General features: G+C 65.8%; 16 protein-coding genes. 8 read left to right on the top strand and 8 right to left on the bottom strand.

What is annotated here, in order from left to right; translation table 11 throughout:
- The first annotated feature begins 37 nt into the window (after positions 1 to 37).
- The 7 genes from cobT (at position 38) to AC24YW_RS13345 (ending at position 11,121) form a co-directional block, all read left to right on the top strand.
- Positions 38 to 1,942 carry a cobaltochelatase subunit CobT gene (gene cobT / locus AC24YW_RS13375; RefSeq protein ID WP_487483164.1) on the top strand — a complete coding sequence of 635 codons (1,905 nt, stop codon included), beginning with the start codon at positions 38 to 40 and terminating at the stop codon, positions 1,940 to 1,942.
- Positions 1,939 to 3,018: an esterase-like activity of phytase family protein gene (locus AC24YW_RS13370; RefSeq protein WP_487483163.1), complete on the top strand. Its 1,080-nt coding sequence runs from the start codon at positions 1,939 to 1,941 to the stop codon at positions 3,016 to 3,018. Before cobT ends, AC24YW_RS13370 begins: the two co-directional genes overlap by 4 nt.
- Before the next feature lie 298 nt (positions 3,019 to 3,316).
- Positions 3,317 to 4,429 carry an NADH:flavin oxidoreductase/NADH oxidase gene (locus tag AC24YW_RS13365; protein WP_487483162.1) on the top strand — a complete coding sequence of 371 codons (1,113 nt, stop codon included), beginning with the start codon at positions 3,317 to 3,319 and terminating at the stop codon, positions 4,427 to 4,429.
- Between the two features lie 132 nt (positions 4,430 to 4,561).
- On the top strand, positions 4,562 to 4,969 hold the full coding sequence (locus tag AC24YW_RS13360) for a hypothetical protein (protein ID WP_487483161.1): 408 nt from the start codon (positions 4,562 to 4,564) through the stop codon (positions 4,967 to 4,969).
- Between the two features lie 290 nt (positions 4,970 to 5,259).
- Positions 5,260 to 6,459 carry an efflux RND transporter periplasmic adaptor subunit gene (locus AC24YW_RS13355; RefSeq protein WP_487483160.1) on the top strand — a complete coding sequence of 400 codons (1,200 nt, stop codon included), beginning with the start codon at positions 5,260 to 5,262 and terminating at the stop codon, positions 6,457 to 6,459.
- A complete protein-coding gene (locus tag AC24YW_RS13350) occupies positions 6,456 to 9,620 on the top strand; it encodes an efflux RND transporter permease subunit (protein WP_487483159.1) in 3,165 nt (1,054 codons plus the stop codon). The genes AC24YW_RS13355 and AC24YW_RS13350 overlap by 4 nt, the downstream gene beginning before the upstream one ends.
- A gap of 310 nt (positions 9,621 to 9,930) precedes the next feature.
- Positions 9,931 to 11,121 carry an ABC transporter substrate-binding protein gene (locus AC24YW_RS13345; protein ID WP_487483158.1) on the top strand — a complete coding sequence of 397 codons (1,191 nt, stop codon included), beginning with the start codon at positions 9,931 to 9,933 and terminating at the stop codon, positions 11,119 to 11,121.
- 156 nt (positions 11,122 to 11,277) lie between these two features.
- On the opposite strand, the gene AC24YW_RS13340 is transcribed toward AC24YW_RS13345, so the two are convergent.
- Genes AC24YW_RS13340 through AC24YW_RS13325 form a run of 4 tightly spaced genes read right to left on the bottom strand, consistent with a single transcriptional unit; the run spans position 11,278 to position 15,879 of the window.
- Positions 11,278 to 11,667, bottom strand: coding sequence for an MAPEG family protein (locus AC24YW_RS13340; protein WP_487483157.1), 390 nt, complete (start codon positions 11,665 to 11,667; stop codon positions 11,278 to 11,280).
- Between the two features lie 27 nt (positions 11,668 to 11,694).
- Complete coding sequence (locus tag AC24YW_RS13335; RefSeq protein ID WP_487483156.1) at positions 11,695 to 12,777, bottom strand: lipocalin-like domain-containing protein; 1,083 nt, start codon at positions 12,775 to 12,777, stop codon at positions 11,695 to 11,697.
- The gene (locus AC24YW_RS13330; RefSeq protein WP_487483155.1) at positions 12,767 to 15,229 is read right to left on the bottom strand and encodes an FtsX-like permease family protein; all 2,463 of its coding nucleotides are present in this window, start codon (positions 15,227 to 15,229) and stop codon (positions 12,767 to 12,769) included. Before AC24YW_RS13330 ends, AC24YW_RS13335 begins: the two co-directional genes overlap by 11 nt.
- Positions 15,226 to 15,879 (bottom strand): ABC transporter ATP-binding protein, encoded by a 654-nt coding sequence (locus AC24YW_RS13325; protein ID WP_487483154.1) that lies wholly within the window; start codon positions 15,877 to 15,879, stop codon positions 15,226 to 15,228. The genes AC24YW_RS13330 and AC24YW_RS13325 overlap by 4 nt, the downstream gene beginning before the upstream one ends.
- A 281-nt stretch (positions 15,880 to 16,160) precedes the next feature.
- On the opposite strand from AC24YW_RS13325, the gene AC24YW_RS13320 reads away from it, so the two are divergent.
- Positions 16,161 to 17,486 (top strand): MFS transporter, encoded by a 1,326-nt coding sequence (locus tag AC24YW_RS13320; RefSeq protein WP_487483153.1) that lies wholly within the window; start codon positions 16,161 to 16,163, stop codon positions 17,484 to 17,486.
- Between the two features lie 11 nt (positions 17,487 to 17,497).
- On the opposite strand, the gene AC24YW_RS13315 is transcribed toward AC24YW_RS13320, so the two are convergent.
- The 4 genes from AC24YW_RS13315 to soxB form a co-directional block, all read right to left on the bottom strand.
- Positions 17,498 to 18,709: an MFS transporter gene (locus AC24YW_RS13315; protein WP_487483152.1), complete on the bottom strand. Its 1,212-nt coding sequence runs from the start codon at positions 18,707 to 18,709 to the stop codon at positions 17,498 to 17,500.
- Between the two features lie 128 nt (positions 18,710 to 18,837).
- Complete coding sequence (locus tag AC24YW_RS13310) at positions 18,838 to 19,011, bottom strand: hypothetical protein (protein WP_487483151.1); 174 nt, start codon at positions 19,009 to 19,011, stop codon at positions 18,838 to 18,840.
- An 87-nt stretch (positions 19,012 to 19,098) separates the two neighbouring features.
- Positions 19,099 to 20,136, bottom strand: a complete 1,038-nt coding sequence (locus AC24YW_RS13305; RefSeq protein ID WP_487483150.1) for an MBL fold metallo-hydrolase — start codon at positions 20,134 to 20,136, stop codon at positions 19,099 to 19,101.
- Positions 20,137 to 20,277: 141 nt separating this feature from the next.
- A complete protein-coding gene (soxB, locus tag AC24YW_RS13300) occupies positions 20,278 to 22,029 on the bottom strand; it encodes a thiosulfohydrolase SoxB (RefSeq protein ID WP_487483149.1) in 1,752 nt (583 codons plus the stop codon).
- Positions 22,030 to 22,068 lie beyond the last annotated feature (39 nt).

Raw genomic sequence — 22,068 nt, 5'->3', positions numbered from 1 at the left:
CGGATCAGGTTGAGCTTGGGACGACGGTGAGATCGAGATGAGCACCACCTCCAATTCCAAATTCCGCAGCAACAAGGAAGCGCCGACCGAGCCGTTCAAGCGCTCGGTCGCCTCCTGCCTGAAGGCGATCGCGAAGGCGCCCGAGCTCGACGTCTCCTTCGCGGCCGAGCGCCCGGGCCTTGCGCCCGGCAAGGCGCGGTTGCCCGAGCCCGCGCGCAAGATGACCAAGCGGGACGCCGCGATCGTGCGCGGCCATGCCGATTCCATCGCGCTCAAGCTCGCCTGTCACGATCCCAAGGTTCACCGCAAGCTGATGCCCGGCAATCCGCAGGCGCGCGGCGTGTTCGAGGCGGTGGAGCAGGCCCGCGTCGAGGCGATCGGCGCGCGCCGCATGGCGGGCGTTGCCAAGAACCTCACCGCGATGCTCGACGACCATTTCCATCGCGGCAAGTTCGACGAGATCACCGACCGCGCCGATGCTCCCCTGGCGGACGCGCTGGCGATGCTGGTGCGCGAGCGCCTCACCGGCATGGCGCCGCCGACGGCGGCCAAGAAGATGGTCGACCTCTGGCGTCCCATCCTCGAAGACAAGATCGGCAGGCGGCTCGACCGGCTCGATACCCTGGTCGAGGACCAGACCCGGTTCGGCGATGCCGTGCACGACCTGTTGACCGCGCTCGAACTCGGCGATGAGCGCAACGCCGACAGCGAGGACAATGACGAGAACGAGGAGAATCAGGACGGCGACAACGATCAGTCCGGCGCCGAAGGCTCGCCCGATTCCGATGCCGCGCAGGAGATGAGCGCCGACCAGGCGCAGGCGTCTTCGGAAGAGATGAGCGAGAGCGCGATGGAAAGCGCGCAGGCCTCGACCTCGGACACCTTCGATGACGGCGAGCTCGGCGACGACGAGACGCCTGGCGAGGCGACGCGCCCGAACCAGCACGGCAGGAACGAGCCGCGCGGGCCCGAATATCACGCCTTCGCGCCCAAGTTCGACGAGGTCATCGCCGCCGAGGATCTCTGCGACCATGACGAGCTGGAGCGCCTTCGCGCCTATCTCGACAAGCAGCTCGCACATCTGCAGGGCATCGTCGCCCGTCTCGCCAACCGGCTGCAGCGCCGCCTGATGGCGCAGCAGAATCGCGCCTGGGAGTTCGATCTCGAGGAGGGTATCCTCGACCCCGCGCGGCTGTCGCGCGTCGTCACCGATCCCTATCACCCGCTGTCCTTCATGCACGAGAAGGAGGCGACGTTCCGCGACACCGTGGTGACGCTGCTGCTCGACAATTCCGGCTCGATGCGCGGCCGCCCGATCACGGTCGCCGCGACCTGCGCCGACATTCTCGCGCGCACGCTGGAGCGTTGCGGCGTCAAGGTCGAGATTTTGGGCTTTACCACGCGCGCCTGGAAGGGCGGGCAATCGCGCGAGGCGTGGCTTGCCGCCGGCAAGCCGGCCAATCCCGGCCGCCTCAACGATCTCCGCCACATCATCTACAAGTCCGCCGACGCCCCCTGGCGCCGTGCGCGCAAAAACCTGGGCCTGATGATGCGCGAGGGCCTCTTGAAGGAGAACATCGACGGCGAGGCGCTGGACTGGGCGCACAAGCGCCTGCTCGGCCGGCCCGAGCAGCGCAAGATCCTGATGATGATCTCGGACGGCGCGCCGGTCGACGATTCCACGCTGTCGGTCAATCCCGGCAATTATCTCGAGCGCCATCTGCGCCACATCATCGAGGAGATCGAGACCCGCTCGCCGGTCGAGCTGATCGCGATCGGCATCGGCCATGACGTGACGCGCTATTATCGCCGCGCCGTGACGATCGTGGACGCCGAGGAGCTCGGTGGCGCCATCACCGAAAAGCTCGCCGAGCTCTTCAGCGAGACCAACACGGTGCCAACGCAAGCGGCCGGTCGCCCGCGACGCAAATTGCATTCGTGAGCACGATTTCATCCCGCCGCAGCTTTCTCAGGCACGCCGCGGCGGGATTCTCCACTCTCGCAGTCTCCAGGCTCGCGCAGGCACAGGCCGCGACCGAGCCGCCACCGCGCCCGCTTCAGCTCGAGCACGCCGTCGCGGCGCCCGTCAGCGTCGAGGTCAACGCGCGCAGCATTCCCAATTTCGAACCGCGCGATCGCACGCGCGCACGCTTCGGCTCGCTGGATTATCGCAGCGGCCTGGTCCTGACCTCGCCCTATCGCGGCTTCGGCGGCCTGTCGGGCTTCCGCTTCCTCGACGGCAAGGGCGAACGTTTCCTCGCGATCTCCGACCAGGGCGGCTGGTTCACCGGCAGCGTCCGCTATTCCGGCCGCGACATGATCGGCCTTGCCGACGTCGAGGCCGCGCCGCTGCTGGGCGCCGAAGGGCGGCCGATCACGGACAAGCACCTCTGGTGGGATTCGGAATCGATCGCGCGCGACGGCAGCCTGGTCTATGTCGGGCTCGAGCGCGTCAACCAGATCCTGCGCTACGATTTCGTCAAAGGCGGCACAAGGGCTCGCGGCGAGGTGATCGCCGTCCCACCGGCGTTGCGCAAGCTGCCCTCCAACAAGGGTCTGGAGGCGATGGTCGTCGTGCCCAAAGGCCAGGGCCAGCCGCTGGCGGGCACCCTGATCGCCTTCTCCGAGCGCGGGCTCGATGCCGACGGCAACCTCCTCGCTTTCCTGATCGGCGGCCCGACGCCCGGCCAGTTCAGCGTGCGGCGCTCGGAGAATTTCGACATCAGCGACGCGGTGCTGCTGCCCTCGGGCGATCTCCTCATCCTCGAACGCAAATTCTCCTGGTTCACCGGCGTCAACATCCGCATCCGCGCGATCCCGCTCAAGGAAATTGCGCCCGGGGCGCTGGTCGACGGCCCCGCGCTGTTCGCCGCCGATCTCGGCCACGAGATCGACAACATGGAAGCGATCGACGCCCACGTCACAGCCGCCGGCGAGACGGTGCTGACTCTGATCTCCGACGACAATTTCTCGATGCTGCAGCGAACCCTGCTGCTGCAGTTCACGCTGGCGGAGTAGCCCCATCTGTCGTCCCGGGGCGCGACGAAGTCGCGAGCTATGATGCGCAATTGCGCATCTGAGGACCCATAACCACAGGGGAGGTTTGGCGACGGGCTCGTGGTTGCCGGTTCTCGTCAAATCGGATCCTGTGGTTATGGATCCCGGGCTCACGCTGCGCGTGCCCCGGGATGACAACCGAGTTTGTACGACGCGCAATGCATGGCCCCACGGCGCTCCATTCCCGCCGCGCAACTAGCAATCCGCGCGTCACTCACTACACTCCCATCACCATCCTCCATTCCCCGGAACTCCCCGCATGTCCGTCCTGTTTTCCCCGATCAAGCTGCGCGGCCTGACCTTGAAGAACCGCCTCGTGGTGTCGCCGATGTGCCAATATTCGGCCGATGACGGCGTCGCCACCGACTGGCACTTCACCCACATCAACAATCTCAGCCTGTCCGGCGCGGCGATGTTCTGCATCGAGGCGACGCATGTCGAGGCGATCGGCCGCATCACGCCGGGCTGCCTCGGGCTCTACAGCGATGCCTGCGAGGCCGCGCTGAAGCCGATCCTGCATTCGGTGCGGAGATATTCCTCCACCGCGATCGCGATGCAGCTCGCCCATGCCGGCCGCAAAGCGAGCAGCGCACGGCCTTGGGACGGCGGCCAGCTGATTCCGGAAGGGCAGGGCGGCTGGCAGACGGTCGGGCCCTCGGCGGTACCACACAAGGAAGGCGAGGCCGCGCCGCTCGCGCTCGATGCCGCGGGCCTGAAGCGCATCCGCGAGGCCTTCGTCGATTCGACCAAGCGCGCGGCGCGGCTCGGTATCGACGCCATCGAGGTGCACGGCGCGCACGGTTATCTCTTGCATCAATTCCTGTCGCCGATCTCCAACAAGCGCACCGACGAATATGGCGGCAGCCTCGAGAACCGCATGCGCTTTCCGCTGGAGGTGTTCGACGCGGTGCGTGCCGCGTTCCCCGCCGACAAGCCGGTCGGCATACGGGTGTCGTCGACCGATTGGGTCGAGGGCGGCTGGGATCTGGCCCAGACCATCGAATTCGCGAACGCGCTGAAGGCGCGCGGCGTCGACTGGATCGATGCATCCTCGGGCGGCGTCTCGCCGCTGCAGAAAATCCCGCTCGGCCCCGGCTATCAGGTGCAGTTTGCAGAGGCGATCAAGCGCGAGACCGGCCTGCCCACCATCGCCGTCGGCCTCATCACCGAGCCGAAGCAGGCGGAGGAGATCGTCGTGTCGGGCAAGGCCGACATGGTCGCGCTCGCCCGCGGCCTGCTCTACGATCCGCGCTGGGGCTGGCACGCCGCCGCCGAGCTCGGCGGGGTGGTCGAGGCGCCGCCGCAATATTGGCGCTCGCAGCCGTCCACGCAGAAGGCGCTGTTCGGCAAGACCACGTTCGGGGCGAGGTGACTCTCTTCACCTCTCCCCGTAAGAACGGGGAGAGGGAGTTGGATCTCTCACGCACCCGTAAACCTCCTCACCTTCCACGCCCCCCAAAACTGGCCTAACCTCGCCACACTCAACGTCTCGCGGAGGCTGGCCATGCCTTTACGTTTTCGTAAGACTGCCCATGTGTTCGAGCGCGTCGGCCTTGCCATGGCGGGGGCCGCGTGCGGATTGTTCGTCGGCGCCTATGTCGGCTCGGCGATCTCCACCCTCACCACGCAGGGCTTCCTGCTGCTGATGATGCTGCTCGGCGGCATCGGCTTCTATCTGGGCATCGACACGCCGCAGATGCCTTTCGACGACGCGCACAGCCAGATCGACGCCGCCGAGCTGATGAGCGCCGCCGGCACGCTCTCCGCTACGCTCACCGCCTTCGCCTCGGTCGCCGTGATCGTGCTCCGGCTCGATCCGCACATGGCCTGGACCTGGCTCGTCTTCGTCGGCTGGATTGCCGGCGTCACCATGCAGATCGTCGCCGGTGCCAAGGCCAGGCTGCGGAAGTAGCTCTCTCTCTCTCTGTCACGATGGGCCCGCCTGAAGCGGGCCTCTCGAAGACAACCCTCGGGAAAAGCTCGCAATTCCGAGAGCCCGTCGTTCACGGCAGGGTTCGGCTTGCCTCAACTGCGTTGCCCGGCACCGTCTCCCTCGCTGTCAACCCGTCATCGGGTCAGGGTGCCGTTCGAAGCATTGCCCGCGCATGGTCTTGAAGAGTTCATTTTTGCAACCCATCTTGCAGCGCCTGCAGGTACAAGCGTACCCTGTATTGTCTGCGGATATGATGCGAGGACCTGGGGATGAGCGGACCGGACGGAAGCAGGCAGTTGATCAAAAAGCACGATTTCGTTCAGGTCAGCGCAATCGTCGGGCTTCTCGCCGCCGCGTTCGCCCTGTCCGGCTGCGACAAGCCGGCATCGCAGGCTGCGGCTCCGCCGGCGCCGTCAGTGACGGTTGCCCAGCCGGTCAAGCGCACGGTCACCGATTGGGACGAGTTCACCGGCCGCTTCGAGGCTGTCGAAGAGGTCCAGGTGCGGCCGCGGGTCGGCGGCTTCGTCAACTCGGTCGAGTTTCAGGACGGCGCCATCGTGCGTCAGGGTGACCTGCTCTACGTGATTGATCCCCGCCCGTTCGAGGCGGTGGCCACTCAGGCGGAGGGCCAGCTCTCCGACGCGCGCGCCAGGGTCGAGCTCGCCAAGCGCGAGCTCGACCGTGGTCTCAGCCTCGTGCAGACCAGCGCGGTCTCCGAACAGGTCGTCGATCAGCGCCGCCAGGCCTTGCAGGCCGCGCACGCCGCCGAGATGCAGGCCGAGGGCGCGCTGAAGGCCGCCAGGCTCAACATCGAGTTCACGCATGTGGCAGCGCCCTTGACCGGCCGCGTCAGCCGCCATCTGGTCAGCCCCGGCAATCTCGTGCAGGGTAGCGACACCGGCACCTCGACGCTGCTGACTTCGATCGTCGCACTCGATCCGATCTACATCTATTTCGACATGGATGAAGCGACCTTCATCAAGTACAGCAAGCTGTGGTTCGAAGGCCGGCGGCCAAGCTCGCGCGATACCGCTAATCCGGTGCAAGTGACGCTCGCCGGCGAGACCAAGCCCTCGCGCGAGGGCACCGTCAATTTCCTCGACAATCGGCTGGACGTCTCGACCGGCACGCTGCGCAGCCGCGCCGTGGTGAAGAACACGGATCTCTCGATCCTGCCCGGCCAGTTCGGCCGCGTCCGCCTGATCGGCAGCGCGCCTTACGAGGCGCTGCTGATTCCGGACGTTGCGATCGCGACCGACCAGTCCCGCAAGATCGTGTTCGTGGTCAAGGCCGATGACACGGTCGAGGCGCGCCCCGTCGTGCTCGGCCCGCTCGACGACGGCCTGCGTGTGATCCGTGAAGGGCTGAAGCCGGACGATCGCGTCATCGTCAACGGCATCCAGCGCGCCCGCGTCGGCGCCAAGGTCGCTCCCCAGACCGCGCAAGCGCCGGCCGGTGGCAAGTCATGAATCTCGGCCGCCTCTCCATCAACCAGCCCATTTTGGCGATGGTGCTGTCGATCGTGCTCCTGATCGTCGGCGCGCTCGCCTACACCACGCTGCCGGTCTCGGAATATCCGCAAGTGGTGCCGCCGACCGTCGTCGTCACCACGCAATATCCCGGCGCGTCCGCCCAGACCGTGTCCGACACGGTCGCAGCTCCCATCGAGCAGGAGATCAACGGCGTCGAGGACATGCTGTATCTCTACAGCCAGGCGACGTCGAACGGCCAGCTCACCATCACCGTCACCTTCAAGCTCGGCACCGATCTCGATAAGGCCCAGGTGCTGGTGCAGAACCGCGTCGCCATCGCGCAGCCGCGCCTTCCGGAGGAGGTGCAGCGCAACGGCGTCACCACCCGCAAGAACTCGCCCGATATTCTGATGGTCGTGTTCATGCTGTCGCCGGACGACACGTTCGACCAGCTTTACATCTCCAATTATGCGCTGCTCCAGGTCCGCGACCAGCTGTTACGCATCGACGGCGTGGGCGACATCCAGATCTTCGGCGCCCGCGACTATTCGATGCGGCTGTGGCTCGATCCTGACAGAATCGCCAATCTCGGCCTGACCTCGGCCGAGGTGCTCGCGGCCATCCGCGCCCAGAACGTGCAGATCGCGGGGGGCCAGATCGCCGAGCCGCCGATCACCGACCGCGCCTTCCAGCCCAACCTCACCTTCACCGGGCGATTGAAGGACCAGAAGCAGTTCGAGGACATCCTGATCAAGGCCGGCCCTGACGGCCGCACGGTGCGGCTGCGCGACGTCGCCCGCATCGAGCTCGGTGCACTGGCTTACAGCACCAACAGCTTCCTGCTGCGCAAGTCGGCGGTCGCCATGCTGGTGACGCAGCGGCCTGGCTCGAACGCGCTCGCGACCGCAAAGAACATCTCCGACACCATGACGCGGCTCAAGGAGAGCTTCCCGAAGGGCCTCGACTACAATATCGGCTACAACCCGACCGAGTTCATCGCCCAGTCGGTCCATGAGCTGATCAAGACCATCTACGAGGCCATGCTGCTCGTGGTCATCGTCGTGCTGGTGTTCCTGCAGGGATGGCGGCCCGCGATCATTCCGATCATTGCGATCCCCGTCTCGCTGGTCGGCACGTTCGCGGTGATGGCGGCGCTCGGCTTCTCCATCAACAATCTGACCCTGTTCGGGCTGGTGCTCGCCGTCGGAATCGTGGTCGACGACGCCATCGTCGTGGTCGAGAATGTCGAGCGGCATCTCGAGCACGGCCTCAGTCGTCGCGATGCCGCGCTGAAGACGATGGAGGAGGTCGGCGGCGCGCTGGTCTCGATCGCCCTGGTGCTATGCGCGGTGTTCGTGCCGACCGCGTTCCTCGGCGGCATCTCCGGGCAATTCTTCCAGCAATTCGCCGTCACCATCGCCGTTGCGACGGCGATCTCCTGCTTCTGCTCGCTGACGCTCTCGCCCGCGCTGGCCTCGCAGATCCTCACGCCGCACGAAGAGAAGCGGCCGCCCGCCGCCTGGAACGTCATTGCGCGCGGCTGGAATGCGTTCACCGGCGTGTTCAATCGCGTGTTCGACCGCCTGGCGCACGGCTATGCCGGCCTCGCCAATTTCGGGATCCGCCATTCGGTGGTGATGCTGCTGATCTACGTCGTGCTGATCGGCGGCGCCGGCTGGCTGATCGTGACCACGCCACAGGGCTTCATCCCGGCGCAGGATCGCGGCTACGTCATCATATCCGTACAATTGCCGGGCGCGGCGTCGCTGGCGCGCACCACCGAGGTCGTGCGCGAGATCGAGCGGATCTCACTGGATACGCCGGGCATCGTTCGCGTCGCCGCCTTTGCCGGTTTCTCCGGCGCCACCCGCACGCAGGCGGGCAATGCGGCGGCGCTGTTCCCGGTGTTCGACGAGCCCGAGGTGCGGCTGAAGAAGGGCCTGTCCGCCACGGCCATCACGGCCGAGCTGCGCAAGCGCCTGTCCGCGATCCAGGGCGCCTTCATCATCGTGATTCCGCCGCCGGCCGTGCCCGGCATCGGCACCGGTGGCGGATTTGCCATCCGCATCCAGGACCGCCAGGGCCGCGGGCCTGAAATGCTCGCAGCCGCCACCGACGAGCTTGTCGCCGCCGCGCGCAAATCGCCCTCGCTGCTCGCCCCCTCGGTGTTCTCGCCGTTCACGGCCAACACGCCGCAGCTCTTCGTCGACATCGACCGCACCAAGGCGCAGAAGCTGGGCGTGCCCATCTCCAACATCAACGAGACGATCCAGACCTATTTCGGATCGACCTATGTCAACGACTTCAACCTGTTCGGCCGCACCTACCACGTCACCGCGCAGGCCGACTTTCCGTTCCGAAAAGAACCGAGCGACCTTGCGCGCCTGCGCACGCGCAACGCTTCCGGCGACATGGTGATGCTCGGTAGCGTGGTCGAGTTCAAGGACGTCTCCGGCCCAGACCGCGTGGCGCGCTACAATCTCTATGCGGCGTCCGAGTTGCAAGGCGAGCCGGCGCCGGGCACCAGTTCAACCACGGCGCTCAACGCCATCAAGCAGCTCGCGAACGACACCTTGCCGAGCGGCTTCACCTTCGAATGGACCGACCTGTCCTATCAGCAGGTCACCGGCGGCAATGCCGGTCTCCACGTATTCCCGATCTGTGTGCTGTTCGTCTATCTCGTGCTGGCCGCGCAATATGGCAGCTGGACGCTGCCGTTCGCTGTGATCCTGATCGTGCCGATGTGCCTGTTAGCGGCCACCATCGGCGTGCGCATCATGGGCCAGGACGTCAACATTCTGACCCAGATCGGCTTCGTCGTGCTGGTGGGACTGGCGGCGAAGAATGCGATTCTGATCGTCGAATTCGCGCGCGACATCGAGAACGAAGGCAAGCCGCGGCTGGAGGCCGTCATCGAAGCCTGCCGCCTGCGCTTGCGGCCGATCCTGATGACCTCCTTCGCCTTCATCCTCGGCGTCTTGCCGCTGGTGATCTCGACCGGCTCGGGCTCGGAGATGCGCCAGGCCGTCGGCGTCGCCGTGTTCTTCGGCATGATCGGCGTCACCTTGTTCGGCCTTCTGTTCACGCCGATCTTCTACGTCGTGGTGCGGAACCTGGCGGAAGGGCGGCGCGACAAGAAGCCGGGGGCGATGGCATGATTCATTGTGGCCGCCGGCGTGTCCGCACCTTCGTGTCGTCCCCGCCTAGCGCGCAATTGCGCACGGGGGCGGGGACCCAGAACCACAGGGAGGTGTTTGGGGCGACGCTGGCAACTCCGAGTCTTCGTCGAACCTCTCCCTGTGGTTATGGGGCCGGATCTGCGCGCGCTTGAGCGCGCTTGTCCGGGACGACACCGGTCGTTTGGCGCATACCCTCCATACTAACGACCAACGTGAAACGGATGGGCTCACGCCGGGTTCTTCACTACTATCCGCGCGATTTCACAGAAGAATGTTGGGAGACAAACAGATGAAATCAGCACTTTGGGCCGTAGCGGCCTCGGCCCTCTTGATCGCGGTTCCCGCCTCCGCGCAAGGCGTCAAGATCGGCATCCTCAACGACCAGTCCGGCGTCTATGCCGATTACGGCGGCAAATGGTCGGTCGAAGCGGCGAAGATGGCGATCGAGGATTTCGGCGGCGAGGTGCTCGGCCAGAAGATCGAGCTCATCACTGCCGACCACCAGAACAAGCCGGACCTCGCAAGCTCGATCGCGCGGCGCTGGTACGACGTCGAGAACGTCGACATGATCACGGAGCTGACGACCTCTTCGGTCGCGCTCGCCATCCACGAGCTCTCCAAGGAAAAGAAGAAGATCGACATCGTCGTCGGTGCCGCGACATCGCGGCTGACCGGCGATGCCTGCCAGCCCTACGGCTTCCACTGGGTCTACGACACCCGTGCGCTCGGCGTCGGTACCGGCGGCGCGCTGACCAAAGCCGGCGGCGACACCTGGTTCTTCCTCACCGCGGACTACGCCTTCGGCTACGCGCTGGAGAAGGACACCAGCGAGATCGTCACTGCCAATGGCGGCAAGGTGCTCGGCTCGGTGCGCGTGCCGCTCAACTCGTCGGACTTCTCCTCCTTCCTGCTGCAGGCGCAGAGCTCGAAGGCGAAGATCGTCGGCCTCGCCAATGCCGGCCTCGACACCACCAATTCGATCAAGCAGGCGTCCGAGTTCGGCATCGTCGCGAGTGGCCAGAAGCTTGCGGGCCTTCTGATGACGCTTGCCGAAGTCAACGGTCTCGGTCTGCAGGCCGCGCAAGGCCTGGTGCTGACGGAGGGTTATTACTGGGATCTCAACGACAAGACGCGCAATCTCGGCGAGCGCTTCCTCAAGCGCACCGGGCGGATGCCGAGCATGATCCACGCCGGTACCTATTCGGCGACGCTGAGCTATCTGAAAGCCGTCAAGGCTGCCGGGACCAAGGACCCGGATGCCGTCGCCAAGAAGCTGAAGGAGCTGCCGGTCGACGACGACTTCGCGCAAGGCGGCAAGGTGCTCGAGAATGGCCGCATGATCCACGACATGTATCTATTCGAGGTCAAGAAGCCCTCGGAGTCGAAGAAGCCGTGGGACTATTACAAGCTGCTCGCCACCGTCCCCGGCGACAAAGCCTTCTTCACCGCCAAGGAGAGCGGCTGTCCGCTGACGAAGTGAGGCTCTCGTGTCCCGGACGCGCTGCAGCGTGCAACGCTGCTGCGCAGAGCCGGGACCCACGCCTCTCCGGGCGCGCAGGCCTGACTGGGTCCCGGTTCAGCGGCGCAGCGTTGCACGCTGCACCGCGCCCGGGACACGTGTGCGTACTGCCGTGCTTCACTTCACCAGCCGCACCACCACCACCCCGAGCGCCCCGATCCATAGCGCCATGGCTGCAAGCGCCTGGATCGCAAAGCCGGTGCCGCGCTTGGCCGCGGCTTGCGAATAGCCGATGAAATAGACGATACGGCCGATGATCCAGATCGCGCCGATCCCCGCCGCGACGGCGTCGCCGATATAGATCGCGAACAGCCACAGCGCCGGCAAGAAGATCGGCATCCATTCCAGCATGTTCATATGGATGCGGAAGGCCCGTTCGAACTCCGGATGCCCCGACATCGCAGGCGCCTTGACGCCAGTCTTGGTGCGCGAGCGCGAGACGTTGACGGAGGTGAAGAAATAAAACGCGATCGCCAGCAGCGTGACGAGGGCGGTGAGATGATACATCGTCGGTTCCTTCGAAGAGATCGCGCCTCAATAGCCGGTCAGCTCGAGATAGCCAACGCCGTCATGCGTGCCGGCAAAGTGGATCGGTCCCTCCCAATAGGAGAAACCGGTCCCCATCCAGGCCTTGGGATTGAGCGGCTTGCACAGGATCGAGAATGATCGCGAGGGGATCGCGATCTGCCATTGCACCGCCAGCTTGCGTCCAGCGACTTCCGCGGTCGCCTTCGGCATCATCTGGATGTCGCTGCCTGCAATCATCTGCGTCTCGCCGCTGGCGCTGATCCAATTGCCAAACGGATAATCCTTACCGTCCTTTTGCCGCAGCCGATACAGCATCAGCTTGTCGCCGGATGACAGATGCAGCGACAGCCAGTCCCAGCCGGTCTGATCGGCGTCGAGCGGCTGGCTGCTCCATTCCCGGTCCATCCAGGCTTGCCCCGAGACATCCAGCGGCCTGTCGTCGATGCTGAGCGTACCGCGCGCGCGGTAGAACGGCTGGCTGTAGTAGTACGAGGCCTGCCCGCGCTCCGACTTGCGGCTGTAGCCGCGATCGCCCTGCAGCACGACGGGCCGGTCGGCCTCCAGCGTCAGCGCATAGCTGAAATCGGCGCCAGACGCCTTCAGCGTCAGCGGCGCCAAGGCACGGTCGTCGGGGCGCTCGGGGCCCTTCATCTCCCAATCGTCGATCCAGGCCTCGAACGGCTTCGCCGTCACGCCGGCTTGCCCGACGCCACCGCGTGAAAACGTTTCGGAGAAGCGGTGGGTGTCGGCGCGCGTCACCGCCGCATGCGCCATCCAGACCTGCTGATTGGCCCAGCCCTCGCCTTGCGGACCTGGCTGCGCCGCCTGGCGGAACAGCGTCCATTGCAGGCCGCAAGGAGCGCCGCTGGCGTCGACGAGGTTTGCGGTGAGATACCACCACTCGATACGGAACTGCGGATGCGGTCCGTGATCTCCGGGGAAGGTGAACGCCTTCCCCGGCGTCACCTCCGCGAAGCCATCGGCGGTCTCGCCGAGTCCGGCATAGCCCTGCGCGCCGGCGCGGCGCGCGAGAGCGAGGGCGGCAATGCCGCCGGCGAAGGCGCGGCGCGAGATGGCCTCAGCGCTCATTGGCAAAGACCTTGACGAGATTCGCTGGCTGCATCCGCGCCAGCCGCACCATCGGCAGCAGCGCCGCAAGCAGCGAGGCGAACAGCGCCACCGCGACCAGCTCCACCAGCTGCAACGGGAAGACGTGGAACGGCAACCGCCAGCCGAACGCTTTCACGTTGACGATGGCGATGAGGCACCAGGCGACCAGGAGTCCGAGCGGCACGGCCAGCAGCGCCGTGAACAGTGCGACCGAGAGCGTCTTGGTCAGCTCGATCGCGGCAAGGCGCGGCCGCGTCAGGCCGATTGCCCACAGCGGCGCAAGCTGCGGCAGTCGGGAGTTCGCCAGTGTCAGCAGGCTCGTGAGCAATGCGATGCCGGCGACGCCGAGCGTGAAGGCGTTCAGCGCCGACGTCACCGCGAAGGTGCGATTGAAGATGCGGATCGATTCCGCCTTCACCGTCGCCTGGTCGGCGACGCTGCGGTCGTCGAGCCCGAACTGCTTCTGCAAGGCCGCAATCAGGCCGGGGATATTCTCTCTCGCGACGATCAGGCCGATCCGCGTCTGCGGCGTCTGGGGAAACTGCCGGATCAATGCCGCGACGTTCACCGTGAGCTGCCCCCTGGGGTTGCCATAATCGGCATAGATGCCGACGATGTCGAGCTCCCAGCTCCCGCCTGGCGCCGGCACCTCGACGACGTCGCCAATCTGCACGTTCAGCCGCCGGCTCAACTGCTCGCTGATGAAGGCGGCATTGCCCGGCACCAGCCGCGTCCAGGCGTGCGGCGCCGTGTCGAGCAGCGGCCAGCGCTCGCGATAGAGCGCGTGATCGGGCAGGCCGAGCAACTCGACCGGCTGGCCGCGCACCAACGCCTCCGCGCGCCCGCCCAAGAGGATCGCCTCAACATCGCTGCGGTCCTTCAGCCAGTTCCGGATCGCGACGCCTTGCGCATTGTCGGACGCGCTGACGTAGACGTCGGCCGCGAGCCGCCCGTTGAGCCAGCCGATGAAGGTGCGGCTGAAGGTCTCCACCATGGTGGAGACCCCGACATTGACGGCAAGCGCGAGCAGCAACGCCATCAGCGCCAGCGACAGCCCGGAGAGCTGCTGCCGGCTGTCCCCCCAGAACCACAGCGCGAGCGGCCCGCGCCCGAGGCGCTGACCGACGAGCAGGATAATGTCGAGGAAGGCCGGCAGGATCAGTGCCGCACCGAACATCAGCGCGGCCAGCACGCCGAACCCCGCGATCAGCGATTGCCCGTAGTAGAACAGCAGCAGCGCGACGGCGAACACCGCGCAGGCCGCACAGCTTTGCAGGATCAGCCAGCGGCGTTGCCGCTGCTGCCAGGCCCCAGGGTGCGCCGTCGTCAGCACCGGCATCCTGATCGCCTTGATCAGGCTAGTCGCTGCCGCCGCAAGCGCCCCTACCACGCTGATGCCGATGCCGGCGAGCCACCATTCGGGCCGAAGGCTGAGCTGCCCCGGGATCCGCGCGCCATACAGCCCGCGCAGTGAGGCCGCGACATCCGGCAGCAGGGCGGCCGCGATGAAATAGCCGCAGGCGAGCCCGATCAGGCCTGCGACCAGCGCCAGTGCAACCAGCTCGACCACCAGCACCGTATTGACCAGCCGCGCCGAGGCGCCACAGGCGCGCAAGGTGCGCAGCATCGGCAGCCGCTGCTCGAACGCAAGGCCCACGGCCGAATTGACGATGAACAGGCCGACGAAGAACGACAGCAGGCCGAAGGCGGTGAGGTTGAGATGAAAGCTGTCGGTGAGACGCTCGAGCTCCGTCTCCGCATTCGGCTCAATCAGCCGCAACTGCTCGCCGACGACGCTCGCGAGCGGTGCGGGCTTGCCCCTCGGCTTGCCGATCAAGAGCCGCGAGACCTGGTCGGGCTTGATCAGCAGCCGTTGTGCCACGCCGATATCGACCACGAGCACATCGGGTGCGAGCTGCGGCTGCACGTGCAGCGGCGGCAGCTTTGCGCCGCTGCTGATCGCCGGGGCCGCGCCCTCCGCTTCTTGCAAACTTCTCAGCGTTTCCCGGGCCACCAAGGTCTGGCCGGGCGGAGCAACGAAGCTGCTGAGATCCGCGGCACCCAGGCGCGGCGCATTACCGACATCGACCGGCAGCGTGACCGGCTCGATGCCGAGCAGCCGCACCGAATGCCCGTTGATCTGGACGCGTCCCTCGAGCACCGGCGACACCGGCCAGCCGGAGCGGCGAAGTTTGACGAAAAGCTCTTGGGAAAAGGTTTCCGTATCGGGAGCGACAAGCATCGCCGTGCGTACGCCGCCGAACGTCGCCGCGGCGCGGTCATAGGCATTGCGGGCCTGCTGGTTGATCGCCTGCACCCCGCTCCACAGTGCGGTCGCCGCAATCAGCCCAATCAACAGCGTCGCGAATTGCATCTTGTGGCGCCGCCAATGGCTGAGCAGCACGGCGAGAACCCAGAGCGCGCGCTTCATGAAATGCGCCCCGCATGCAACGTGAGATGACGGTCGAGCGTGGCGGCGAGATGCAGGCTGTGCGTCACCATCAGGAAGCCGCAGCCGGTGCGCGCGACGAGATCGCGTGCCAGCGCCAGCACCTCCTCGGCGGTGGCTTCGTCCAGATTGCCGGTCGGCTCGTCCGCCAGCAGCAGCGAGGGCTTTGTCGCCAGCGCCCGGCCGATCGCGACCCGCTGCTGCTGGCCGCCCGATATTTGCTCTGGATAACGTTTGAGCAGGCTTCCTAGCCCGAGCCGCTCGACAAGCTCTTTGGTCCAGGCCGCATCATGCCGGCCGGCGATCCGCGCCTGAAATGCGAGATTGTCCGCGACGGAAAGGCTCGGGATCAGGTTGAACTGCTGAAAAACCAGGCCGATGCGGTCGCGCCGCAAGCTCGCCCGTCCCGCGTCCGAGAGCTTGGTGACCTCGGCGTCACCCAGCCGGATCGAGCCGCCATCGGCGGCATCGAGGCCGGCGATCAGGTGCAGCAGCGTGCTCTTGCCGCTGCCGGACTCACCGGTCAGCGCGACGCGCTCGCCAGCCCCGAGGTCGAGGTCGACGCCGCGTAGAACGTGGACGGGCTCGCCGGCCGAAGAAAAGGTCTTTGAAAGGTTTCGGATGCTCAGCACGGGCCTGCCACTTTTCTTCCACCACCTCTCCCATAGGGAAGGTCGCGCCGAAGGCGCGGATGAGGGGTTCGGTCTCTCAAGAGGCCCGAGACCCCCCACCTGATTTGCTGCGCAAATCGACCTCTTACCGGTGGGGAGAGGTGAGAATGTTGCCTAGCACACCTGATGCGGAAATGCCGGGGTTGCGTTGGCCCTGAAGCCGCTGTTAGCTTCCAAATTGGCCAAATCAAACAAGACGGCCAAATCAAAAAAAGTGCCGAAAAAGACATGCGGGGAGAATGATGAGCGCTCAGGGAACGCCGAGTGTGGCGGCTAAGACGACCAAAACGCCAAAGGGCGCCTGGACTGTTACATTTCTCCTCTTTCTTTTCATGGTGGTGAACTTCGCGGACAAGATCGTGGTCGGTCTCGCCGGCGTGCCGATCATGACCGAGATGAAGCTCAGCCCCGAGCAGTTCGGCCTGCTCGGGTCCTCGTTCTTCTTCCTGTTTTCGATCTCGGCCATCGTGGTCGGTTTCATCGTCAACAAGGTGCCGACGCGCTGGGTGCTGTTGACGCTGGCGGTGATCTGGGCGGTCTCGCAGTTCCCGATGGTCGGCACGGTCTCCTTCACCACGCTCTTGATCTGCCGCATCGTGCTGGGGGCCGGCGAAGGCCCGGCCTTCTCGGTCGCCGCGCACGCCATCTATAAATGGTTCCCCGATGAGAAGCGCACGCTGCCGACCGCGATCCTGTCGCAGGGCTCGGCCTTCGGCGTCATCCTGGCGGTGCCGGCGCTGAACTGGATCATCGTCAATCATTCCTGGCACTACGCCTTCGGCGCGCTCGGGGTCGTCGGCCTGATCTGGGTCGCAGCCTGGCTCGCGCTCGGCAAGGAAGGCCCCCTGGAGGATACCGAGACCCTGGCCGCCACCGAGCCGAAGATTCCGTATGTGCAGCTGCTGACCTCGCGCACCTTCCTCGGCTGCGTGGTCGCGACCTTCGGCGCTTATTGGGCGCTGTCGCTCGGCCTCACCTGGTTCACGCCCTTCATCGTCAAGGGGCTTGGCTTCTCGCAGAGCCAGGCCGGCTTCATCTCGATCCTGCCCTGGGTGTTCGGCGCCACCATCGTTCTCCTCACCGGCTGGATCTCGCAGGTGATGATGGCCCGCGGCTACACCACGCGCGTCTCGCGCGGCGTGCTCGGCTCGGTGCCGCTCATTGTCGGCGGCCTGATCCTCGCCGCGATGGCGCATGTCGAGGGCGCCGGCCTGCAGATCGCGCTGCTCGTCGTCGGCTCCGGCCTCTGCGGCGCGATCTACGTGGTCTGCCCGCCGATGCTCGGCGAGTTCACGCCGGCCTCGCAGCGCGGCGCAGTGCTCGCGATCTACGGCGCGCTCTACACGCTTTCAGGCATCATCGCGCCGAGCGTGATGGGCACCGTGATCCAGCGCGCCGGCAGCATGCTCGACGGCTACCTGACCGGCTTCACCATCAACGCGGTTGTCATGATCGGCTCCGGCGTCATCGGCCTGCTGCTGCTGTGGCCGAACACGGAGAAGGCCAGGCTGACGCGTGGCGTGACGGCGCCGGGCACGGCGCTGAAGGGCGCGGTGTCGCCGACGTAAGTGGCGGACGCTCAATTCCCAGAAGCTTCCCGCTTCCGTTCCGTGAACGGCGACAGCACCACCGTCGCGACCATGAAGATCACGGACGCGCCGAACACCCAGTGCGGCGCGCTTTGATCCATGATCCAGCCGAACAGCAGCGGTGAGACGATGCCGCCGAGGTTGAAGCCGGTGGAGACGATGCCAAAGGCGCGCCCGGCGGCACCCGGAGGCGCGGCATTGCGCACCAGCATGTCGCGCGAAGGCGCGATCACGCCGGAGAGGAAACCTGCGGTCGCCATCGTCGCGGTCAGGGCCCAGCCCGGCAGCGTCACCAGCGCGATCAGCAGCACGATGGCCGCATTCGCGGCGAAGCAGGCCGCCGCGACATAGCCGTGACGCTCGGTGCGGTCGGCGAGGAAGCCGCCGGCGAGCACGCCCGCGGCGCTTGCGGCGAGAAACGCGGTCAGCGCGACGTTGGCGATCGAATAGGACGTGCCGTAGCCGCTCATCAGCGCCACCACGCCGAAATTGTTGATACCGGCGACCGACAGGCTGAGCAGCATGAACAGCGCGGTCAGCGTGATCAGCGCCGGCGTGATCACGGCCCGCTTCGGCGCGCTTGCGCTGCCTGGTTTCTTCTTGTGCGCGCCGGCCTCCGGAATGCCCATGGCGATCAGCAGCATCGCCACCAGAACGGCCACCGCGCCCGAGGCGATCAGTGCGCCGACGCCGCCCCACACCGTGACCAGCGCCGCCACGATCGCCGGCGTCACCGCGCCACCGAGATAGCCGGCGAAGGTGTGGACCGAAAAGGCGCGGCCCATCCGCGCCTCGTCCATGTGCTCGGCGAGGATCGCGTAATTGGCGGGGTGATAGACGCTGTTGGCGAGCCCGAGCAGCACGGCACAGGCGATCAGCGCGACGTAACTGAGATGCAGACCGAGCAGGATCAGCGCGCAGCCGCCGAGCGTCAGCCCGATCAGCAGGATCTTGCGTGCGCCAAGATGGTCGACGAGGTAGCCGGTCGGCGCCTGCGTCAGGCCGGAGACGACGGCGAGCGTGGTCAGCGAGAAACCGAGCTCGACATAGCCGACGCCGAGCTTCTCCTTCAGGAACGGAAACAGCATCGGCAGGACCAGCAGATGGAAATGGCTGACCCAATGCGCGATCGAGATTCCCGTCAGCGTGCGCAGCGCACTGTCCGACTTGCCTTGTTGCGGTGCGGCGAGAACGTCGACCATTGCAGTTCCGTTTCACTCCCGATGGACCGGCAAACTATCGGGGCGGGCGGTTATTTGTCCATGAACGCAGGCGCATGGCAGCTAGTGCGGGTGGGGACATGCGCAGGAACGAAGGCGGAGCTGCATCCTCAGAATGGCTCGTCATCCGGGCCATAGCGGTCGCGCTTCGGCGTTGCGATGTCGCCGTCTTCGTAATCGTCGTCATCGGTCTCGTGCCGGCGCGGGGCGCTCTTCGCCTTGTCGTCCGCGGGCTTGTTCTCGGTGATCTTGGGCGGCTCGCTCGGCTTGCCGGTCTTGGCCATGGCTGGTCCCGGATGGTGATGCTGCATCCGAATCTACCTGCCAAATATGTGCGGCGCCTGATTTATCTCAAGGGGTCGACGAGGCCGTCAGTGCACCACCGGCCCGCCAGCCTTCTTCCAGGCATCGATGCCTCCGGCGATATGCGCGGTGTTGAGAAGCCCCGCCTCCTTTGCGGCCGCAACGGCCATCGCCGAGCGTTCGCCGAAGGCGCAGAAGAACACGACGCGCCGCCCCGTCGCCGCCGCGACCTCGCGCAGCATGCCGCCGGGCTTGAGGCTCTCCTCGACCGACGGATAGGGCGTGTGCAGCGCGCCTTCGAGCATGCCGTGCTTCGTCCGCTCGTTGGTCTCGCGCAAGTCCACCAGCAGGATGTCGGGCCGGCCGAGGCTGCGGATCGCCTCGATCGCGCTGAGCGCGCGGCCTTCCTTCTCCAGCTCTTCCTGATGCAGGCCGACATGCATGTTGGCGGGGATCGCCACGTCCATCATCTTCGGATTGGGCAGCTTCAAATTGGCCATCAGCTCGATATATTCGTCGACCGAGCGCACCTGGAGCCGCGGATTGTAGCGCTTCTCCTCGCCGATGGTGGAGACGGTGTCGCCCTTGTAGTCATGCGCCGGAAACACCATCGTCTCGTCCGGCAGCTTCAGGAGGCGGTTGAAGATCGAATCGTATTGCGCTCGCGCCGAGCCGTTCTGGAAATCGGTGCGGCCGGTGCCGCGGATCAGCAGCGTGTCACCGGTGAAGACGCGGTCGCCCATCAGATAGGAATAGGAATCGTCGGTGTGGCCCGGCGTGTACATCACGTCCAGCGACAGGCCCTCGATCGTCACCTTGTCGCCGTCGGCCACCCGCATGGCGACGACGTCGGCCTTGGTCTGATCGCCCATCACGGTCATGCAATGGGTGCGGTCGCGGAGCTCGCCGAGGCCGGTGACGTGGTCGGCATGCAGATGGGTGTCCACCGCCTTGACCAGCTTGAGATCGAGCTCGCGCAGCAACTGGCAATAGCGATCGACCTTCTCCAGCACAGGGTCAAGAATCAGGGCCTCGCCGCCGGGGCGGCTGGCGAGGACGTAGCTGTAGGTGCCCGAAACGCTGTCGAAGAGCTGTCGGAAGATCATGGCAGGACCCGGCTTGGAACTGACTTCCAAGATTCTACTATAATACGGGTCAGAAAGAGAAGTAATTCACTGCATGAACAACAGAATTTAGAAAATTTCTGTTGCGGGCGGCATCATCCTGGCTGGGGAGCTGCGACCGCATCATCCCAGTCCCGCAATGCCTGGATTGCCCTCGACCCCTTTCAGCGTCACGCCGGAGCCGAGTCGCTCCTGAAGCATCCGGCCCGAGCGCAGATATTTGCCGACCACGTCCCACACCGGCGCGCCCTGCTGGGCATTGACCGAGGCCCAGCCCGCGACCTTGTAGCGGTGGCTGGCGCTGAGCGCCTTGCCGCTGCCGAGCCTCAGCTCCGAGATGCGACTGCCGATCGCAGCGTCCGGCGTGCAGGTGTAGCTGAGCCCGCCCGCGCGGACCATGTCGCCGCCCTGCTGGTAGTAGGGATCGGCGTTGAAGAGGTTGTCGCAGACGTCTTCGAACAGATCCTTGATCTGGGCCCCTGTCATCTCCTGCACATAGGTCTCGGGATAGGTGATCGCGGTTTCCGCCAGCAGGTCTTCCATCGTCATCGCCTGGCCGGACAGCGCGGTTACGCCCCAGCGGAAGCCCGGCGACAGCGCGATCTCGGCATCGAGCTCGATACGCAGTGCGGTGCAGATCAGCTCGTCCATGGGCCCGGAAAAATTGCCGCGGCGATAAAGCAGCCGGTCGGGTGTCGCGATCTTTTCCGACCAGTCGGCCACGTGCGGCGCACGGACCCGGCCGATCAGCTCGGCCATCGCCGGATCGGGTTTCAGCAGCTCCGAATAGACCGGCAGCAGGCGATACCTGACATCGCCGACCTTGCCGCTGTCGAGCGCGAGATCGAGCACACCCAGAAATTTCCCGTTGGAGCCGGCATTGGTGACGAGCGTGGTGCCACCCGCGTTCTTCACTGGCATAGGCTGCGGCACGGCATCGTGGGAGTGGCCGCCGAGGATGACGTCAATGCCGGTAACCCGGCTGGCGAGCTTGAGGTCCACGTCCATGCCGTTGTGCGACAGCAGCACGACGGCATCGACCTTGTCGGTGCCGCGCAAGACGTCGACATGCTTCTGCAATTCCTCCTCGCGGATGCCGAAGCTCCAGTCCGGTGTGAACCTCCTGGGATGCGCGATCGGAGTGTAGGGAAAAGCCTGGCCGACGATTGCGATGCGATGCCCGCCGAGCTCCTTGATGACGGAAGGCTTGAACACGCGCCCAGTGGCCTTGTCGAAGGCGGGCGCGTCGTTGAACGCGGCTTCCTCGGTCAGGAACACGTTCTGCGCCAGGAACTCGCCCTTGAAGCGTTCGAGATTGTCGCGCAGCGCCTGCTCGCCATAGGTGAATTCCCAATGGCCCGTCATCGCCTCGATGCCGAGCAGATTGGCGACCTCGACCATGTCGCGGCCCTGCATCAGGTTGGCCAGCCCCGTGCCCTGCCAGAGATCGCCGCCGTCGACGAGCAGCGAGCGCCTCTCGCCTGCATCGGCGCGCAGGTGATCGATCAGCGTCTTCAGATGCGCAAAGCCCCCGAGCTTGCCGAAGCGGCCTGCGGACTTCTCGAACTCGAAGCAGGTGAAGGCATAGGCATCGGCGCTGTCGGAGCGGATGCCGAAGCGCTCGAGAAAGGCCCGGCCGACCAGATGCGGCGGCCGTCCCGCCATCTCGCCGATGCCGATATTGACGCTGGGTTCGCGGAAATAGACCGGATTGAGCTGCGCATGCGTGTCGGTGATGTGCAGGATCCGCGCATTGCCGAACCGTTGGAGGTCGTAGATGCTGGCGGCGTCAGCGCCGCGGGCCAGCCGTGGCATGCCGAGCGTTGCGGCAGCAAGGCCTGAACCTTTCAGGAAATCGCGGCGGCGGATCGCCATTCAAGAATTCTCCGCGCCTCTCGTGGGGATTGCGTTCAC

The organism is Bradyrhizobium sp. USDA3516 (assembly GCF_057651995.1).
The sequence above is the reverse complement of the archived record's forward strand: the minus strand, read 5'-3'. Positions and strand labels throughout refer to the sequence as shown.

Coding starts and splice junctions, on each gene's coding strand:
- AC24YW_RS13355 (WP_487483160.1), top strand. CDS start 5,260: ATGAGCGGACCGGACGGAAGCAGGCAGTTGATCAAAAAGCACGATTTC.
- cobT (WP_487483164.1), top strand. CDS start 38: ATGAGCACCACCTCCAATTCCAAATTCCGCAGCAACAAGGAAGCGCCG.
- AC24YW_RS13350 (WP_487483159.1), top strand. CDS start 6,456: ATGAATCTCGGCCGCCTCTCCATCAACCAGCCCATTTTGGCGATGGTG.
- soxB (WP_487483149.1), bottom strand. CDS start 22,029: ATGGCGATCCGCCGCCGCGATTTCCTGAAAGGTTCAGGCCTTGCTGCC.
- AC24YW_RS13340 (WP_487483157.1), bottom strand. CDS start 11,667: ATGTATCATCTCACCGCCCTCGTCACGCTGCTGGCGATCGCGTTTTAT.
- AC24YW_RS13305 (WP_487483150.1), bottom strand. CDS start 20,136: ATGATCTTCCGACAGCTCTTCGACAGCGTTTCGGGCACCTACAGCTAC.
- AC24YW_RS13335 (WP_487483156.1), bottom strand. CDS start 12,777: ATGAGCGCTGAGGCCATCTCGCGCCGCGCCTTCGCCGGCGGCATTGCC.
- AC24YW_RS13310 (WP_487483151.1), bottom strand. CDS start 19,011: ATGGCCAAGACCGGCAAGCCGAGCGAGCCGCCCAAGATCACCGAGAAC.
- AC24YW_RS13320 (WP_487483153.1), top strand. CDS start 16,161: ATGAGCGCTCAGGGAACGCCGAGTGTGGCGGCTAAGACGACCAAAACG.
- AC24YW_RS13315 (WP_487483152.1), bottom strand. CDS start 18,709: ATGGTCGACGTTCTCGCCGCACCGCAACAAGGCAAGTCGGACAGTGCG.
- AC24YW_RS13365 (WP_487483162.1), top strand. CDS start 3,317: ATGTCCGTCCTGTTTTCCCCGATCAAGCTGCGCGGCCTGACCTTGAAG.
- AC24YW_RS13330 (WP_487483155.1), bottom strand. CDS start 15,229: ATGAAGCGCGCGCTCTGGGTTCTCGCCGTGCTGCTCAGCCATTGGCGG.
- AC24YW_RS13345 (WP_487483158.1), top strand. CDS start 9,931: ATGAAATCAGCACTTTGGGCCGTAGCGGCCTCGGCCCTCTTGATCGCG.
- AC24YW_RS13360 (WP_487483161.1), top strand. CDS start 4,562: ATGCCTTTACGTTTTCGTAAGACTGCCCATGTGTTCGAGCGCGTCGGC.